This is a genomic window from Salsuginibacillus kocurii DSM 18087 (assembly GCF_000377705.1).
Taxonomy (GTDB): Bacteria; Bacillota; Bacilli; order Bacillales; family Marinococcaceae; genus Salsuginibacillus; species Salsuginibacillus kocurii.
Genome location: NZ_KB898627.1, coordinates 192,832 through 209,630, shown reverse-complemented (window position 1 = coordinate 209,630; position 16,799 = coordinate 192,832). Strand labels below are relative to the sequence as shown.

The 16,799-nt window shown below is 43.9% G+C and carries 19 protein-coding genes; 17 read left to right on the top strand and 2 right to left on the bottom strand.

The window, feature by feature from the left end:
• The first annotated feature begins 255 nt into the window (after positions 1-255).
• From D469_RS0111415 to D469_RS0111405, 3 genes are all read left to right on the top strand, one after another.
• Positions 256-684: a MarR family winged helix-turn-helix transcriptional regulator gene (locus D469_RS0111415; protein ID WP_018923530.1), complete on the top strand. Its 429-nt coding sequence runs from the start codon at positions 256-258 to the stop codon at positions 682-684.
• Between the two features lie 74 nt (positions 685-758).
• Positions 759-1,385 (top strand): FMN-dependent NADH-azoreductase, encoded by a 627-nt coding sequence (locus tag D469_RS0111410; protein ID WP_018923529.1) that lies wholly within the window; start codon positions 759-761, stop codon positions 1,383-1,385.
• Positions 1,386-1,872: 487 nt separating this feature from the next.
• Positions 1,873-3,609: a SulP family inorganic anion transporter gene (locus D469_RS0111405; protein WP_018923528.1), complete on the top strand. Its 1,737-nt coding sequence runs from the start codon at positions 1,873-1,875 to the stop codon at positions 3,607-3,609.
• A gap of 127 nt (positions 3,610-3,736) precedes the next feature.
• Here the strand turns inward: D469_RS0111405 and D469_RS21660 are convergent, their stop codons facing one another.
• Positions 3,737-3,850 (bottom strand): YjzC family protein, encoded by a 114-nt coding sequence (locus D469_RS21660; RefSeq protein WP_156816984.1) that lies wholly within the window; start codon positions 3,848-3,850, stop codon positions 3,737-3,739.
• 156 nt (positions 3,851-4,006) lie between these two features.
• Positions 4,007-4,273 carry a hypothetical protein gene (locus D469_RS0111400; RefSeq protein ID WP_018923527.1) on the bottom strand — a complete coding sequence of 89 codons (267 nt, stop codon included), beginning with the start codon at positions 4,271-4,273 and terminating at the stop codon, positions 4,007-4,009.
• A 359-nt stretch (positions 4,274-4,632) separates the two neighbouring features.
• On the opposite strand from D469_RS0111400, the gene D469_RS0111395 reads away from it, so the two are divergent.
• The 14 genes from D469_RS0111395 (at position 4,633) to D469_RS22565 (ending at position 16,798) form a co-directional block, all read left to right on the top strand.
• The gene (locus tag D469_RS0111395; RefSeq protein WP_018923526.1) at positions 4,633-5,691 is read left to right on the top strand and encodes an ATP-grasp domain-containing protein; all 1,059 of its coding nucleotides are present in this window, start codon (positions 4,633-4,635) and stop codon (positions 5,689-5,691) included.
• Between the two features lie 40 nt (positions 5,692-5,731).
• Entirely contained in the window at positions 5,732-6,826 is a 1,095-nt protein-coding gene (locus D469_RS0111390) for a M20 family metallopeptidase (RefSeq protein WP_018923525.1), read from the top strand.
• A 256-nt stretch (positions 6,827-7,082) separates the two neighbouring features.
• Complete coding sequence (locus tag D469_RS0111385) at positions 7,083-7,334, top strand: hypothetical protein (protein ID WP_018923524.1); 252 nt, start codon at positions 7,083-7,085, stop codon at positions 7,332-7,334.
• Positions 7,335-7,336: 2 nt separating this feature from the next.
• The gene (locus D469_RS0111380) at positions 7,337-7,888 is read left to right on the top strand and encodes a hypothetical protein (RefSeq protein WP_018923523.1); all 552 of its coding nucleotides are present in this window, start codon (positions 7,337-7,339) and stop codon (positions 7,886-7,888) included.
• A gap of 23 nt (positions 7,889-7,911) precedes the next feature.
• On the top strand, positions 7,912-9,477 hold the full coding sequence (locus D469_RS22460) for a LuxR C-terminal-related transcriptional regulator (RefSeq protein ID WP_018923522.1): 1,566 nt from the start codon (positions 7,912-7,914) through the stop codon (positions 9,475-9,477).
• Positions 9,478-9,887: 410 nt separating this feature from the next.
• Positions 9,888-10,247 carry a DUF192 domain-containing protein gene (locus D469_RS20215; protein WP_240473332.1) on the top strand — a complete coding sequence of 120 codons (360 nt, stop codon included), beginning with the start codon at positions 9,888-9,890 and terminating at the stop codon, positions 10,245-10,247.
• A gap of 13 nt (positions 10,248-10,260) precedes the next feature.
• On the top strand, positions 10,261-10,449 hold the full coding sequence (locus D469_RS0111365) for a Flp family type IVb pilin (RefSeq protein WP_018923520.1): 189 nt from the start codon (positions 10,261-10,263) through the stop codon (positions 10,447-10,449).
• A gap of 95 nt (positions 10,450-10,544) precedes the next feature.
• Positions 10,545-11,054, top strand: coding sequence for an A24 family peptidase (locus D469_RS0111360; protein WP_018923519.1), 510 nt, complete (start codon positions 10,545-10,547; stop codon positions 11,052-11,054).
• A complete protein-coding gene (locus D469_RS0111355) occupies positions 11,051-11,422 on the top strand; it encodes a TadE/TadG family type IV pilus assembly protein (RefSeq protein ID WP_018923518.1) in 372 nt (123 codons plus the stop codon). The genes D469_RS0111360 and D469_RS0111355 overlap by 4 nt, the downstream gene beginning before the upstream one ends.
• 4 nt (positions 11,423-11,426) lie before the next feature.
• A complete protein-coding gene (locus tag D469_RS0111350) occupies positions 11,427-12,329 on the top strand; it encodes a pilus assembly protein TadG-related protein (RefSeq protein WP_018923517.1) in 903 nt (300 codons plus the stop codon).
• A gap of 14 nt (positions 12,330-12,343) precedes the next feature.
• Positions 12,344-13,531 (top strand): Flp pilus assembly protein CpaB, encoded by a 1,188-nt coding sequence (gene cpaB, locus D469_RS0111345; RefSeq protein ID WP_018923516.1) that lies wholly within the window; start codon positions 12,344-12,346, stop codon positions 13,529-13,531.
• A gap of 17 nt (positions 13,532-13,548) precedes the next feature.
• Positions 13,549-14,391 carry a CpaE/TadZ family protein gene (locus tag D469_RS20210; RefSeq protein ID WP_018923515.1) on the top strand — a complete coding sequence of 281 codons (843 nt, stop codon included), beginning with the start codon at positions 13,549-13,551 and terminating at the stop codon, positions 14,389-14,391.
• A complete protein-coding gene (locus D469_RS0111335) occupies positions 14,388-15,821 on the top strand; it encodes a TadA family conjugal transfer-associated ATPase (protein WP_018923514.1) in 1,434 nt (477 codons plus the stop codon). The genes D469_RS20210 and D469_RS0111335 overlap by 4 nt, the downstream gene beginning before the upstream one ends.
• Complete coding sequence (locus D469_RS22565) at positions 15,821-16,798, top strand: type II secretion system F family protein (RefSeq protein ID WP_018923513.1); 978 nt, start codon at positions 15,821-15,823, stop codon at positions 16,796-16,798. The genes D469_RS0111335 and D469_RS22565 overlap by 1 nt, the downstream gene beginning before the upstream one ends.
• Position 16,799 lies beyond the last annotated feature (1 nt).

Genomic DNA, 16,799 nt, shown 5'->3' with positions numbered 1-16,799 from the left:
TAGACCTCATATGAAAACTGGGTGATTCGGTTGCGCTACTCCTGTATCGCAAATACAGGAGGGAAAACGCGTGACACCGCACTACGTCCTCGTCACTGCACAAGCGGAAGGCAAGACTGCGCAATTGAAGCACCTCGCTGTCCCCAGTGCTATACTGTAGTGGGGGGGGAGGTACTTATTAGTTGACTTTTTTTCTATTTCTTTTTATACTTAGCAACTGATAGTATGTATAGCAACTAAATGTGGAGGATTTTAATGGATTTGCGGCTAGAAGATTACATTAGTATTTTTCTGCACGAAACAGATTTAATGCTCACGAGTTTTATTAAAGAAAAGCTCGCTCCGTATAACCTGGCGCCTGAACAAAATTTAATTATGATGATTCTTTGGGAACAGGATGGCTATACGCAAAATGAAATTGCTGCACGCTTAAAGAAAGACAAAACAAACATTGCCCGAATGGCAGCGAGTTTAGCTGACAAAGGGTTTCTTGAGCGTGTACCAGATGACTTAGATCGTCGTTCACTCCGTCTTTATTTAACAGAAGAAGGAAGTGAATTAGGTGAAAAAGTTACTCCTATAGCCGAGGAATTTCATCATGCTGTCGTACAAGGCATCAGTGAAGAAGAGCTGCAAATGGTCAGGACTGTATTGAAAAAAATGCAGCAAAATGTTTCTAAGTAGATGCTAGGAACCTATTTAGTTCCAATAGTTGCTATAACAACTAAATGTATAAAATTACCAGGAGGTATATATTTATGGCAAAAGTATTATTTATCAAAGCAAACTCTCGACCGGATGATCAGGCAGTAAGCTTGCAAATGTATAATTCGTTTAAGGCGGAGTATGAAAAAACGCATCCGAACGATGAGATTGAAGAATTAGATCTTTTTGAAGAAAATTTGCCTTATTACAGCGTGGATAAAATTAATGGCATGTTTAAAAAAGCCAAAGACCTTGAGTTAACAAGCGAAGAGCAGGAAGCAGCTGATTTGGTGACAGGTTATTTGAATCAATTCTTAGAAGCCGATAAAGTCGTTCTTGCTTTCCCACTTTGGAACTTTAGCGTTCCAGCCGTGCTTCACACGTATTTTGATTACTTGTGCCAAGCTGGTACTACGTTCCGTTATACCGAAGAAGGACCAGTTGGACTGCTTAACGACAAGAAGGTTGTCCTTCTCAATGCCCGCGGCGGGATTTACTCAGAAGGAGCAGCAGCATCAATGGAAATGGCAGTTAATTACGTGGAAACAATCCTCGGATTCTTGGGGATCGAAGAGCGTTCCAGCGTTATCATCGAAGGCCATAACCAGTTCCCAGGAAAAGCTGAAGAAATTGTTCAAGATGGATTGCAAGAAGCAACCAAAGTAGCTGCTAACTTCTAACGACATCATATGAACTAGAACCTGTCCTCTCTATTGAAACTGGTGGAGGACAGGTTTTTTTATTTAAACAAGAATGTATAAATAGTTGAAGGAAACGGTTTACGTGCAACGAAGGCTCAGCCTATGCCGTAGGCTTGGCTTTACCACGTTTTCTTTATGTTATGCTCTGTTATAGAGATGGTTGATGTATAATGCGCTTTCCGCCTATGCTGGCCACTTATATGCCTCCTGACTTAGCTGTAGGGTGGGCGGTCCACCTACTTCCGCCGAAGTCGAGTAGCTGCTTGCGCTACGTTTTTTACCTTTCCACAATAAACTGTAACTGAGCGATGTTATAAAATAATTTAATTCCACCTATTATGAATTTTGATGGCGCCTGTGTGCATAGTTATATACTTTCGCCATGTAGGTTTCTATAATTAAAGTACTAGTATTATAATAAGAGGCGTATGTACTCGTTAACAGAAAGGGGAGGTGAAGAAAAAGCATGAGAAATAAAACAGCAGCTATGTTAAATCTTCCCCATAATTATAAGTGGCTCCACTTAAAAAAAGACCTTAATGCAGGTTTAATCATATTTATTATGCTTGTACCTCAAGGTATGGCTTATGCGATGCTGGCGGGTCTTCCTCCTGTGATGGGTCTGTATGCTTCCACCATCCCTCTTATCATCTATGCTTTATTTGCGTCTTCTAGGCACCTTGCTGTCGGGCCGGTGGCAATGGCTTCCATTTTAATCTATTCCGGAGTGTCCGTTTACGCTGAGCCCACGACCTCGGAATATATCACCCTGGTCTTGCTTCTCACGCTTATGGTGGGGATGATCCAGTTGCTTTTGGGTCTTATGAATGCAGGGGTCTTTATAAAATTTATTTCTCAAAATGTCATTCACGGTTTTACGTCTGCTGTAGCGATTATTATTGGCCTAAGCCAGCTAGGTAATTTACTCGGCATTGAACTAACGAGTCAAACCTATATTCACCAAATCATGATTGACCTTGTTCAAAATCTCTCAGCCATAAATGGGCCTACCCTCCTTATCGGTCTGGCAAGCCTTGCGTTATTAATCGGGATAAAAAAGCTTGATAGTCGTTTACCAGCTCCTTTACTCGTTGTGGCGGGAAGCATACTTGTCGTCTTTCTTTTTCAGTTGGACCAAGTTGGTGTAAATATTGTCGGAGAGGTTCCGCTGGGCCTTCCAGCATTTTCGCTCCCATCTATTGATGTAGCCACCGTGCAAATGTTAATTCCAACCGCCGTAACCATTGCCTTAATTGCAATGATGGAGGCAACAGCGATTACAAGGACACTGGCCGGTCAAAATAATGAGGCAATCGATGCGAATAAAGAGTTAAGGGCGTTAGGTTTTTCGAATATTGTAGGTTCTATGTTTTCTGCTTACGCAGTGACGGGCAGTTTTTCACGGAGTGCGGTGAACTATCAGGCCGGAGCGGTTTCACAAATCTCCATGCTTGTGGCAGGAAGCTCAGTTATTCTTACCTTGCTCTTTTTCACTTCCTTTTTTTATTACTTGCCGCAAGCTGCGTTGGCTGCCATTATAATGACCGCTGTATACGGACTCATTAATGTTTCGTCATTAACTTATGCCTTTAAAGTGAAGCCAATGGACGGCTGGGTCTGGCTGATTACCTTTTCTGCCACTTTAATCATAGGGATTCAATGGGGACTGTTAATTGGAATTGCTGTGTCGATGCTTTTGTTATTAAAACGAAGCGCCAAACCAAATATTGTGAAATTGGGGTACGATCCGAACAGTAAAAGTTATCGGGATCTCAAGCGAGTTCCTCAAGCAGAAGCGGTACCAGGGACCGTAATTATACGAATTGATGCAAGTATTCATTTTTCCAATGTAAACTACTGCGAAAAAATCGTAGCGGAAAAAATTAATGAAGAGTTATCTCGAGAAGATAAGCCACGTTTAATTATATTGGATATGACTGGCGTTAATGATATTGATACGATGGGAATAGAAGCTCTTGAACGTCTAGTGTTAAACTATGAAGTAGATGACAATTATGCAATTTGGCTGGTGAATATCAAAGGACCGGTTCGAGATATGCTGCTGCAAGCTGGCTGGGGTCAAAAATATCCTCATGTCGGCCGTTATCTTACACTTGATCAATTAGTAAGAAGTGAAAGGCCTCAACACCATCGTGCTGATAAACAAGAACTGATCCAAAATAAGGGAGAGTATATGATTTAAGGGGTTCCGATAAAAGAAGAAAGCTAGGAATGGAGAACGGCAGGTGGGTAACCAACTCCTCAAACGAAGCGAGCTGTGATGGTTTATCTCCCATCACAGCTCGATTGTAAGCATTTGGTAATGAGGTTTAGAAGGATTTAACCCAGTAAGCTGCTTCATTTTCAGAAGGAGAAGGAGGAAACGGGTCGCCTTCATTCAAGTTTATAGTCGTGTTGTCGTTGCTGGAATTGCCGTTGACCAGCTTATCTACTTTATACGTTCCTTTTGTGGAGCTTTTTCACCTGTTTTATCTTGGTTGTTTGCCCCCGTAACAAACCTCTATTACAATAAGAAGTAGTAGTTTTTTTATAAAAGGGTCTTAGTTTATAAGACTCTTTTATTTTTTTGTCTAAAACGATTACCGGTTGTTGTTTGAAGAATTTCGTCCGCCTTTTTCCCCGATTTTTTCATAATGTTCCTCTCCATATTTCTCACTAGTGGTGTTGCCGCCTTTTTGACCGATGTCTTGGAAGTGCTTTTGGCTGTACTCATTACTAGTAGTTTCGCCACCCTTTTGACCGATGTTCTCAAAGTGTTCCTGGTTATACTTCCGACTAGTCTTCTCTCCACCTTTTTGTCCTGCTTCTTCTCTTGTCATGGTTCTGTTCTGCCTGTTGGTAGCCATTCATAATACCTCCTTTTTATTGTGTTACATAAAAACCATTCCACCAGTTGGAAAAGAGTTAAACACTTAAGATTTTTTGTAATTTAGACGTAAATTATATTCTCCAACTAAATACGGGAGCGGTTATTTAGAAAATGTACTGGTAAGACCCGATTTCTATTAACTGGCTGTCCGAAGAACCTTTGTGAAATGATATATCACGAGAAGATCCTCTATCTATTACGCACTATTTATACTAAAAATAAACCAAATTTCCTGCTCTATTTTTCTTATTTTAAAAAACATGGATTAAGCAAAAGGCGTGAGGGAATTAAGAATACTGATTCTATCAACAACAGAAAATAGAAGGAGGCTTCATTATGAATATATTATTAACGTCTGGCGCCAGGAGAATAGATTTTGTTCAATTCTTTCAAGAAGCCTTAAATACAGTCGGCACCGAAGGGAAAGTGATTGTTGCTGACCCAGACCATAACGCTCCTTCCCTTCAGGTTGGGGATGTGAACTATGTCATTCCCCATCAAACAGATGAACGTTATATGGATGCTATATATGAAATTTGTAAAAAAGAGAGGGTCAATTGCCTCGTTCCATTAAACGATTGGGAAGTTCCAACGATTTCTGATCATAAAACAAAGCTGGAAGCGTTGGGGATCACAGTCTTCGCTCCTGACCCGGAGGTGGTTCACAATGTAAGAGACAAAGGGATGTACCATGACTTGTTAGGCTCCTTTGATGTTATTGCTCCGCACTCCTACTTGACGGTGAAAGATGCAGCTTATGCTATAGAGATAGGAGAAGTGGAGTTCCCGTTAATCGTCAAACCCCGCAATGGCTCTGCCTCCATAGGCATTGAGATTGTATATAGCGTGGACGCTATGGAATTTGCTTTTAACCAAGCTGTGCAGACTATTCAAGAAACACCACTATCAAATGCAACTCACAAGAAACCGGAAGAGAACGTTATTATTCAAGAAGTAGTAGAAGGTGAAAAATTCAGCCTCGATATATTTAATGACTTAGATGGTCGTTTTCTCGCTTCCTTTAGCCGAAAACAACTGGATATGAGAGGAGGAGATGTGGATCGCTGCCTTACTGTCCACCATCCAGAGTTAATGGATATCGGTCGGAAAATAGGAGAAAACCTGGGGCATATAGGCTATATCAATACGGACGTGTTTTATGATGGCAAGACGTACTATGTAATTGATATTAACCCACGCTTTGGCGGAGGCTATTCTTTTTCTCATAAAGCTGGAGCGAACGTCCCTGCTGCCATCATTGCCATGGCACTTGGCCGTGAATTAAAAGACGAATGGTTTACGACAAACGCTGAGACAGAACTCGCTCGTTATGATGAAGTAATCAGTATTGATGAAACGAAAGAAAAGTACGCGTTTGCGCAAAAGGAAGGATAACGTAGGATCAAGCGTTAAATGATATTTTAGGAGGGTAAGAATGCGTAATCCTATCCCTTTGTTAGAAGAATTAATCAAGATTGATAGCTCAACAAAAGAAGGTGCGAATGAAGCAATTGCTTATTGTGAAGAGTGGCTAGAAGAACAAGGACTTACTACAAAAAAGTTAGAAAACAACGGCTATCACATGCTTGTCAGTGAACTGGGCAAAGGGGAGCCTACGGTCATATTAAATGGGCATGTTGATGTGATTGAAGCGGAAGAAAAACAATTTGAACCTTCGACGAAAGAAGGAAAGATGTATGGGCGCGGCTCGATTGATATGAAGGCAGGCGTCGCCTCGATGATGGAGACGATGGTTGAATTAAAAGACAGCGACCTCGATTTCACCGTCATGCTTCAATTGGTGCCTGATGAAGAAACAGGCGGCAATAACGGCACTAAATATTTAACGGAACAAGGGTATTTAGGCGACTTTATTATTTGCGGCGAACCGACAAACTTCGGGATCGCGATCCAATCGAAAGGTGTATTGCAGCTGGACTTTGAGATGGAGGGAAAACCTGCCCACGGCAGCCGTCCATGGGAAGGGCAGAATGCGATCAAAAAGGCATATGATCTGTATGATAGTATTCTTAAGCTTCCGTTTGCCCAGGAAAAAGCACCGCCAATGTATGATAAACCGTCTATTAATCTAGCAAAAATTAAAGGTGGTACCGTCTATAACAAGGTCCCTGAAACGTGCAAGATGTCTATAGATATCCGTTATCTACCGGAACAATCGCCTGATGATATCTTGGCTCAAATTAAAGAAAGAACAGAAGGCACGGTTCATGTTCATAATGTAAGTGATCCCGTCACGACGGACGCAGACAATCCGTTTGTTAAAATCCTGGAAGAGGCTCTATTAAATAAAACGGACCTGGAAAAAGCCAATATTTACGGACAGCACGGGTCGAACGATGGCAAATACTTTGGTGAATATGGAGGTGCTGCGATTGAGTTTGGCCCGGTAGGCGTAGATTGGCATGGCCATAACGAATTGGTCTATGTGGAATCGGTGAAAGAATACCAGGCAGTGCTAGTCGATTTCTTATATTCATGTGCTGAAAAGAAAGGCCGGATATTAGTATAAGTGCCTGTCCCCCGCTGCGGTGAAGTGACAAAGCAGCGGGAGCAGGCTTTTTTTATCCAGGTTTAGCCATACATAAGAAAGGAAAAAGAAAGGTAGGTAGCTACTGTCTGTTCAATTAACTACTATATACAACAATATAAAATGGGAATAGCAGGGGATATAGGTTCATAGAAAACTGCTATAAAATAAAGAAAAGCATAGAATGAGCAGGAATTCGGCGTTGATCCGCAAGAATCCGCGAGGGAGGGGGAAGAACATGACAAGGAAAGAAACATTGCCGTTGCAGATGGAGTGTACGTTCCTTTTTCAATCAAACCCGGATATGGCAGAGAACATTGAAGGCCTGGAAGCATTGCTTGGCCGAACAAAAGAAGAAATTCTGCCTGTGTTGGAAGCATTGGTACAGCAGGACATTATTCAAAAAACAAAAGAGGAAGCTTCGACACTATTTCGTTACAAAGAGCCAGTGATCACCAAAACTCTCGATATTACAAGCGAGGTTGATTAGCTATGAGTCACTTTAGCGAGCAAACCGTTAACGTAGTGAAAGCCTATGCTTCATTTCTCAAGCTGAGCCTGGTCGTGACGGACAGAAACGGCAGGTGGCTCCTCACAGAAAAGGGAGACAGCCCGCTCAGCCATATTTTATTTGAAAAGCAGCAGACGGATATCCAAAAAAATATGGAAGAAATTCTGCAAGGGAAATGGAAAAGCAAGCAGCCCATATATTACGATATCAAACCAGGCATCCAAGTGCTCATCGCCCCTGTTCTCGTAAAGGGAGAAGCTGAGTTGTTTATTTGGGCCGGCGTAATGACAGATCAGGAAAACAGATCCTTAGTAGAAGAACAGCTGATGTTTTCTTACGGGTATGATATCAACTGGAAAGAACTGCTTCAGCAAACGTTAGACACGGACAGCGCGCGCGAGCAGGGGATGAAGGAGAGCCTTGCTAACCTGGCCCATTTCATAACTTTAGACCTATCGGAAGAAGAAACCAACACCGCTGTGAAAAAACAAGCTCATTTGCTAGGAGAGGCTTCACAAATAAAAAAAAACTAGATGAAGGCACGCTTCAGGGGTTTATGGACCATCTGCCCGAATTTGATTTTTTTGGGATGGCGGAAACGAAAAATGAAGATGAATTAGAAATCACGCATTTTATAAGCAAAGAGGATTGTGACCTTCAAGGCCTGACATTCAGCCCGGGGGAAGGCCTGCTTGGGCGCGTTTTTTTAAGCGGGGAAGCTGAACGATGGGAGCAGCTGGATAAAGATCCCCGCGCTTCTTTTTTTAAGCGCTGTGCTATATATCCTAAAACGCTCTTCTGTTTTCCTGTCCAAATCCACGGAGAAGTCACATCACTACTGTTTGGCGGGAGTTTCACCCATGAAGAGATGTCCGAGGAAATTATAGAAACAGGAAGGGCTCTTACTGCTATTCTTGAAAATAATTTCTGGGCTCAAGCCTTAGAGAAAAAAAACAACCAACAAGTACAGCGCCTCACTTCGTTGGTGGAGGTCTCCAAGTTTATGGTGAACGCTCCTGATAGGAAGAGGCTGCTGTATATATTAGTGGATATTAGCTTGAATGTCCTAGAGGGGCGATTTTCTTGTGTTTTATATAAAAATAAGACTGATAATATAGCCCAGCTCCTATCGCGGGGAGAGATGAACGGAAAAGGTGAAGAATACGCCAAAGAAGTAGTCGAGCGTCATTTTTCTACCTTGTCAGAAGAAGAGGACTTCACATTACGAGAGCCCCGCCTGACCCAAACAACTTGGGGCGCTTCTGTATTAGAATGCCCGTTGTTCTGCCGTGAAGAATTATTTGGGGTGCTTTGTGTTGGTGCTGATTCCCTGAACAGTGACCAATTAAAAGAGCATAAAGCTTTTTTCCATACACTCTCCATTCTTGGCGGTGTTGTGCTTAACTTAAATGAGGAAGATCAAGGAAGTCACGAAGAAGCACAGGTGGAAGGGCTGCACTTAGCCATGAGAGAATTTGATCCGGATTTATTTTTACAAGCCAAGCATGCTGCCGAACTGGCGAAAAAATTCACCACAAAACAAGACTTGCCGCAAAAACAGGCACAAACGGTGGCCGATGCAAGTTCGCTATTTGGCTATTCGGCAGAATTCTTATCTGAAACCCTTTTAAGCAGCCGGGTTCCTGCTGTTCTTAAAGAAGCTAATGAATTAATGAAAGGGCGGCAAGCTTTAAATAAATATACAGAAGCAGATATAGTTGCACTTATTGTTACGTATATAAAGCAAGAAGAAGACCTTACGTCTCTTCAATCGTTACAGGCTGTAGACGAAGAAGTATACAAACAATTTGTCACATTTATTAAAGAAGCTAACACGGTCGAACAGAAGTTTAGCTTTGCTGCAGAAAGCAGAGCAGACCAAGAAGCTCGGCCCGCTGTACAGACGGTTAAAGAAAAAATCAAACTTTCTCCGCGCGAGGAAGAAGTGCTTGAATTAGTTATTCGGGGATTAAACAACCGCGATATCGCCCAGGAATTATATATTAGTGACCATACCGTCAAAAATCACGTCACGAAAATCTATCAAAAACTAGGCGTTTCTGATCGGGCGAATGCCATCTCTAAGGTGTATCAATTAAAATATGAAACTATTCAATCGTAAGAACTCCTTGCCAATTGTGCAGGGAGTTTTTTTTGATGCTTTCAGCCCTTTTCGAATCTCCTTTTATATACCAATAGACAAAATTATACATGAAAGGTTTTTAATTCAAAAATTGTAGGCTGTTCTTTATATGATGGGTAGTAGAACAGTCACCTTTTAGGGCAAACTGATTAAATTTGGCGTGTAAGGGGAAACACCCATACTACCTCACCTTCTGTTATAAGCAGGAGGGAATAGGAACGCGTTCCTATAGGAGTGAAAAAGTAAATAATAGGAGCGCTGAGGGATATTCACTTTCTGCCGCACCGCTTATACTAAGCATTGTAAGTTAGCTCGCAAAGAGAACACGCCAAACACACAAGGCTGGGAGGTGCTTAGAAATTCATTTAATCAACCTTGATACGAGACAAGTGGTCGCCTGGAAGGTAGAAGAAGCTTACACGTTTAGAAAGAGACTAAAAGGCTTAATGTTTACGAAACAATTGCCAGAACGTTCCGCACTTCATATATCTCCTTGTCCCTCTATTCACACGTTCTTTATGAATTATGCTATCGATGTATTATATCTTAATGACCAGAACGAAATTGTAGGTGCGGAGGAACACTTGCGCCCGGGCAAGATTGGTCAAAGAGTTTCAGGTGCCCGCTCTGTCATCGAATTACCTGCTGGTACAATTAACAGCTTAAGCTTGGAAACCGGACAGTCCTTAGCCTTTGTCAGTGAGATAAATCAGTCAAGCGAGATTCAAAATAAAACTAGTATTTCTTAAAGGAGAGAATGATATGTTAGATAAATTTAAAGGATTGTTGTTAGAAGAAGAAGGACAAGGGATGACCGAGTACGGTTTGATTCTTGGGTTGATTGCAGTTGGAGTTATTGCTGTACTGGTTACTTTAGGAGATGAAATTGTAGAAGTTTTCAATGACCTCCTAGGGACAATGGAAGAAGATATGCCTGGTGGAGAAGGCTAAATCAACTAAACAATAACTTTTAAGGACCCTATTCTATATAGGGTCTTTTTCAAAACTCCAGGTGTGTACAAGTTAAAGGAAAGGAATGGCCCGCTGTGTTTATTGATATCGTATTACTACTGCTTTTGGCTATTTGTGTAGTTACAGACGTTAGAAACCGCAAAATATACAATAAAGTCGTCTATCCCGGCCTTCTCTTCGCTTTTATTTTTCATACTATACAGGCCGGTTGGGAAGGCATTTCTCATTCGTTCCTTGGCTTTTTATTAGGTTTCGGCCTGCTCTTGATTCCTTACTTAATGGGAGGGATGGGAGCCGGCGATGTGAAGCTGTTGGCAATGGTAGGAGCCTTTAAAGGCGCGGCTTTTGTTTTTTACACCTTTATTTATATGGCGATTATCGGCGCGGTGATCGCACTCGCTATTATTCTATTCCGCCGCGGCTTTTTAAAATCTCTTATTTATAAGTTTTCAAGCATGAAATCCGGCGTAAAGTATTCAGCCGGACTTTCAAAACAATCGCTCTCTGCTACGTATCCGTACGGGGTAGCGATTGCCGGAGGCGCGATGATTAGTTTGTTTGCTGAAGGGGTATGGTTTCTATGATAAAAAAAGAAGACGGCCAATCACTCGTGGAATTTGCCCTTGTGTTGCCATTAATCCTCATTATGCTCGTGGGGGTTGTGGATTTTGGCCGGGTTCTCTACGCTCATTTGCAATTAGAGCTTATTACCCAGGAAGCCGTAAGAATGGGAAGTTTCGGTCATGATGACGCTTCCATTCAAGATTTTATGATGGAAGAATTTCATGCAGGTGAATCTTCCAGTCTATCAGTCAGCATCAGTCCGGAAAATCGGAGGCCCGGCGATTACATGACTGTAGAAGTAGCCTATCCTGCCAGCCTGTTTTCAGTTTTTGGCGATTATTCAATTGATTATACCGTCCAGACAAGTTCAACGATTCGGGTGGAGTGAAACGATGAAAATAAGAAAAATAAATAAAGGTCAAAACGGCAACGCCATCATTATGATGGCTTTCGGGCTAGCTGTGGCTGTAGCTTTTTTTGGTTTGGTTGTCGATGGGGGACATTTGTATATGACACAAAGCCATCTGCAAAAAACGGCCAATGCTTCCGCGCTTTCAGGCGCCCAGGAACTGATGCATTCAGAGGAAGCGGTTCATGAAATTGTTGATGACGTGTTAGAAGCACACAATGAACGGGAAAGCCTGCGCGGAACCGTCTTGGAACAGGAAGAATCGTTGACGGTAGATCTTGCCCGTCCCGTGCCGGTCTTCTTTGCTTCATTGTTTGGCATAGAAACGGTAACCTTAAGCGCGGATGCAACAGTAGAGTTAAGCGCGATTGGAGAAGCAACAGGGGCTGTGCCTTTTGGCATCGATGAATCGACTACCCTAACCTTTGGCGAAACTTATGACTTGAAGGTAGATTCGGGAGATGCGGAAGGAGGGAACTTTGGAATTCTCGCGCTGGACGGTCCTGGCGCAAGAACCTATGAAGAAACATTAAGGTACGGGTTCGAGGAGTCCTTGCAGGTAGGTGATGTGGTTCCTACCCAGACAGGTAACATTGTCGGACCAACAGAAAGAGGGGTAGACCATCGAATTGATGCTTGTCCGGATGGCACGATTTATGACAGGGACTGTGAGCGCATCGTGACAGTGCTTGTTTATAGGCCAATCGGAGATGCGAGTAATTTCCGGGAGGTAGAAATCACGGGCTTTGCTTACTTCTATCTCGAGGAACCTTTGGACAGAAGAAATGAAACCGTGCGGGGGACCTTCATTCAACGGGTGGGCTCTGGAACGGCAAGCGATGAAAGTGCTGACCGCGGGGCTTACACGGCGCGACTAACGGAGTAGGGAGAGGGATGGACATGAGACCAAGGAAACTAGTGTTATTTGCTGTCGCAGCAGGACTTATCACAACTGTTATCTTTTTATTGTTTATCAATCAATTGGGACCTGACGAAGAAGTAGATACAGAAATTACCGAAGAAATGGCGGAAGTGCTTATTGCAGCGGCACCGATCAATGAAAATGAAGAGATTACGGAAGAATCGCTTCAAGTAACAGAGGTACCTGAAGACCAGCTTCCTCCCAACGCTGTGCAGCATCAAGACATGGTAAGAGACAGTTTTGCCACAGGACCGATAGAAGAAGGGGAAGTTATAGTAGCTCATCGTATTCAGTCTGACGAAGATCCAGGAGCGGGTGTTACTGAACGACTGGAGCCGGGAATGCGTGCTATGTCCATAGAGGTAGATTACGTAAGCTCGGTTTCCAACTTGATTGAACCAGGAGATTATGTAGATGTAATGGTAAGCAGGCAATCGGAAGCAGACAGCAATGAATTAACGAGTGAGCTGCTCGTACAGGAAGTTCGGGTATTGTCGGTTGGGCAGCGGACGGCCGCACAAGTAGAGGAGGCCCAGGTGGAGAACGGAGGAGAAGAAGGGGGTGAAACGCCAACTGAAGACTACCAGGCGGTAACACTGGAATTGAGTGTAGAGGATACGGTGGCTGTCGTAAATGGCAGTGAAACAGGAACACTTCAGCTCTCTTTACATAGTACAAGAACGCCCGAGGAGGATGAAGATACCGCCGCAGATCCAGAACAAGCGGAAGGTCTGGCTGAAGAACCAATCCAGGAAAGTGCAGTGATGACCCCGGAAGCGCCAGGCACAGAGGAAGAAGACATCGAGGTCATTGGAGAGGAAGCTGACAATGAAGACGGTACGGCTGAACCTGCCGCGGGCGAAGTAGAAGCGGAACTGGAAGCTGAGTTAGAAGCCGAGATGGAAGCTATGCTGGAAGAATTTGAAGCAGCAATGCAAACAGAAATCGAGCCGTTGTATTTTACGCCTTATACGTATGCAGCTAATATTCGCGAAGCACCTAGTTTAAGTGCCAATGTCCAAGAAGTGGTAGAGGGCGGTAGTAATTTGTTGTATACCGAAGAGGTGGAATGGGATGAGGATGATCGTTCCTGGGTGCGGGTAGAATTTGGCGATGGCCATCGAGGCTGGATCAGCAGCCGTATCCTGCAGATAGGAAGGAATTAGAGAAAGGAGGAGAAATCGTGGCCACTCGTGAAGAAGCAGTTTCTCACACAACTGAAAAGCCTGCGGGGACAACCATTGCAATATGTAGTGCTACCGGAGGGAATGGCCGAACGATGATTACGGTTAATCTATCCTCCTTGTTAGCTGAGAGAGGTTATAAAGTAACTGCTGTAGACGGAGATTTGCAATTTGGCGACATAAGTTTGGCGCTGGACCTGCAGCCGTCTTATACCATTAAAGACGCGGTGAACAACCAAGGAAGCGAGAGCATTCTCAATTTTTGCAGTGAGCATGAGAGCGGTCTTCGCCTTTTAGCCGCTCCAACGCGGCCGGAAGAAGCTGATTTAGTCACAGAAGAGCACTTGGACTCCATCCTATCTTCTCTGCAGTCAGAAAACGACTACGTTGTTATAGATACAACGGCCGGCTTAAATGACCGAAGCCTGCCCGTTCTTGAAAAAGCCGATTACATTCTAGTGGTAACTACTGGCAGCATGGCCGCTTTGAAAAATGCTAATTTAATGTTGCAAATTTTAGATACGTTGGAGCTGAAAAGCAGAGCCAGTGTCATTGTTAATCGCTCCACTGCCGAAGGAAACCTGAGTGCGGAAGACTTGATAGATCTTTTAAAGATTGAGCGGCTGTATTATCTGCCCGAGGATCGCAAAAATGTCTCTTACGCGTTTAATACGGGCAGAGTGCTGACGACCATTTTGCCAAATCTGGAAGTATCCAAAGCGATCATAGCAATGGTCGATCAGTTATTTCTAGAACGTCAAGAGGGTCATCAACGTGAGTCTAACCGGTTCTTGCAAAATGTGATGAGCCGCATGAAAAACGTAAGGAGGTCATCGTCTTGAGTTTATTAGATAGAATGCAGGCCAAGAATCGTCCTCCCGAAAAAAGCCGCCCCCCGGCTGACAACAAGGGAAGCGAAAGCGCCCAGGAAGAAAAACCGAAGGAGGAACGCGCCTACACTCCTCCCAAGACTAGAAAAAAACGGACGGAGAGAATGGAAGTCGCCAAACCATCACAAGAGCATGCGGAATTAAAAAATTTGGTCTTTAAACATATTTTAAAAGAAAGAAAAGACGATGATATTGACGATATTATTCCGGAACTAAACGATATCGTTTCTGAAGTCATTGCTGAAAATGAAGACTTGCCTCCTTTGCGTAACCGCGATGTGTTAATTGAAGAAATTTCCAATGACTTAACAGGCTATGGGCCGATTAATCCGCTGCTTATGGATGAGGAAGTGTCCGAAGTAATGGTAAACGGTCCGAACCAAGTGTACGCGGAACGAAAAGGGAAACTCATGCTGACGGACGTGACGTTCCGCGACAATGAACATGTGATGCAAGTGCTAGAGAAGATCGTGGCGCCTCTCGGCCGCCGAATTGACGAAAGCAATCCAATGGTTGACGCGCGTTTAAGTGACGGCTCGCGGGTGAACGCGATTATTCCACCGTTAGCGCTCGGCGGACCCACCATTACCATTCGGAAATTTTCGAAAGATCCGTTTACAATAAACGATTTAATCCGGTTCGGCACGCTCACAAATGAAATGGCGGCCTTTATTGAAGCATGCGTCCAGGCAAAGCTTAATGTTTTCGTGAGCGGTGGGACCGGATCGGGGAAAACGACTACGCTGAACGTATTGTCTTCGTTTATTTCCAATGAAGACCGAATTGTTACGATTGAAGACGCTGCTGAACTGCAGATGGGGCAAGAACATGTGGTTTCCTTGGAAACACGTCCTCCAAACATTGAAGGAAAGGGAGCCATCACCATCCGGGACCTTGTCCGGAATTCGCTGCGGATGCGCCCTGACCGCATTGTTATCGGCGAGGTCCGGAGCGGGGAAGCGCTGGATATGCTCCAGGCTATGAATACAGGGCATGACGGCTCGCTAGCGACGGGGCACGCCAACAGCCCGCGCGATATGCTGTCCCGGCTGGAAACGATGGTGTTAATGGCGGGCATGGAATTGCCAATCAGAGCGATTCGCGAGCAAATTGCCGGGGCTTTGGATGTTATTATTCAGCAATCAAGGCTGAGGGACGGTTCGCGCCGGATCACTAACATTACAGAGGTGCAGGGATTGGAAGGAGACGTTATTGTCTTGCAGGATATCTTTACGTTCCAGCAGTTTGACGTAGACAGTGATGGAACCATTATCGGGAAATTAGTGCCGACCGGGGTGCGGCCCAAGTTTTATGAACGGATGGAAAACGAAGGCATTACGCTCTCTCCTTCTATTTTCACTGAACAGGAGTTCGATGAATAATGACCGTGTTGCTGGTTGTGTCGATATTCGTCACTTGTTTTTTCGTTCTTCTAGCCATTAGTGCCGTCACAAGCTCAAACCGTAGGCCGGAAGAGGAACAAGGCATTGAAGAAGAAGAGATAAACGAAAAAGCCAAAGAGAGACAGCCTCTTAAGCTCGGAATTAAAGACCGCTTAAAAGACGCCAATGAAAAGTTAAAGCTGCTTTTGGTGCGAAAAGGCAAAGCCAATGAAAAGAATTTGCGCTTAGAAAGAAGCTTAAGCCTGGCGGGACTTCCTTTAAAAGCGGAAGAATTCAAGGTGTTTCAAGTCTTTGCATTTCTTATTATTGGGGGGATTGTTTATCTCATATTGGATATGGTGGCTATTGCTCTTATTGCCGGCCTGGCCGGATACATGGCGCCGAGAGTTTGGCTTAAACAAAAGCAGGCTAAACGGTTAAAAGAGTTCAACGAAATGCTTCCGGATATGCTTGTCACCATCTCGGGTTCTTTGCGCGCCGGCTTCAGTTTCCCCCAGTCCTTGCAGATGGTCGCTGAAGAATCATACTCTCCCGTTAAAGAAGAAGTCGCGCAAGTATTAAAAGAGATGCAGTATGGAAGCAGCTTGGAAGAAGCATTAAACGCCTGGAAAGAGCGGCTGCCAAGCGGGGATTTGGAGTTGTTGGTAGAAGCTCTCCTTATTCAACGGCAAGTAGGCGGAAACCTTGCATTTTTACTTGATAAAATTGTGGAGACGACAAGAGAGCGTGAAAAGATCGACAATCAAGTAAAAACCTTAACCGCCCAGGGGAGGCTGTCAGGTATAATTATCAGCCTGCTTCCATTCGGCTTGGGCATTATCATCTACATGATTAACCCAGAGTATATGATGACGTTATTTACGCATCCTATTGGTCAATTTATGCTCGGGATGGCGCTTGTGAGCGGGGTCATAGGGATGGTGCTCGTGCGGAAAATTACGCAGATTGAGGTGTGAC

Excerpts from the sequence above, each read along its gene's own strand:
- D469_RS0111415 (WP_018923530.1), top strand. The coding sequence starts at position 256 with ATGGATTTGCGGCTAGAAGATTACATTAGTATTTTTCTGCACGAAACA.
- D469_RS0111410 (WP_018923529.1), top strand. The coding sequence starts at position 759 with ATGGCAAAAGTATTATTTATCAAAGCAAACTCTCGACCGGATGATCAG.
- D469_RS0111405 (WP_018923528.1), top strand. The coding sequence starts at position 1,873 with ATGAGAAATAAAACAGCAGCTATGTTAAATCTTCCCCATAATTATAAG.
- D469_RS0111400 (WP_018923527.1), bottom strand. The coding sequence starts at position 4,273 with ATGGCTACCAACAGGCAGAACAGAACCATGACAAGAGAAGAAGCAGGA.
- D469_RS0111395 (WP_018923526.1), top strand. The coding sequence starts at position 4,633 with ATGAATATATTATTAACGTCTGGCGCCAGGAGAATAGATTTTGTTCAA.
- D469_RS0111390 (WP_018923525.1), top strand. The coding sequence starts at position 5,732 with ATGCGTAATCCTATCCCTTTGTTAGAAGAATTAATCAAGATTGATAGC.
- D469_RS0111385 (WP_018923524.1), top strand. The coding sequence starts at position 7,083 with ATGACAAGGAAAGAAACATTGCCGTTGCAGATGGAGTGTACGTTCCTT.
- D469_RS0111380 (WP_018923523.1), top strand. The coding sequence starts at position 7,337 with ATGAGTCACTTTAGCGAGCAAACCGTTAACGTAGTGAAAGCCTATGCT.
- D469_RS22460 (WP_018923522.1), top strand. The coding sequence starts at position 7,912 with ATGGACCATCTGCCCGAATTTGATTTTTTTGGGATGGCGGAAACGAAA.
- D469_RS0111365 (WP_018923520.1), top strand. The coding sequence starts at position 10,261 with ATGTTAGATAAATTTAAAGGATTGTTGTTAGAAGAAGAAGGACAAGGG.
- D469_RS0111355 (WP_018923518.1), top strand. The coding sequence starts at position 11,051 with ATGATAAAAAAAGAAGACGGCCAATCACTCGTGGAATTTGCCCTTGTG.
- D469_RS0111350 (WP_018923517.1), top strand. The coding sequence starts at position 11,427 with ATGAAAATAAGAAAAATAAATAAAGGTCAAAACGGCAACGCCATCATT.
- cpaB (WP_018923516.1), top strand. The coding sequence starts at position 12,344 with ATGAGACCAAGGAAACTAGTGTTATTTGCTGTCGCAGCAGGACTTATC.
- D469_RS22565 (WP_018923513.1), top strand. The coding sequence starts at position 15,821 with ATGACCGTGTTGCTGGTTGTGTCGATATTCGTCACTTGTTTTTTCGTT.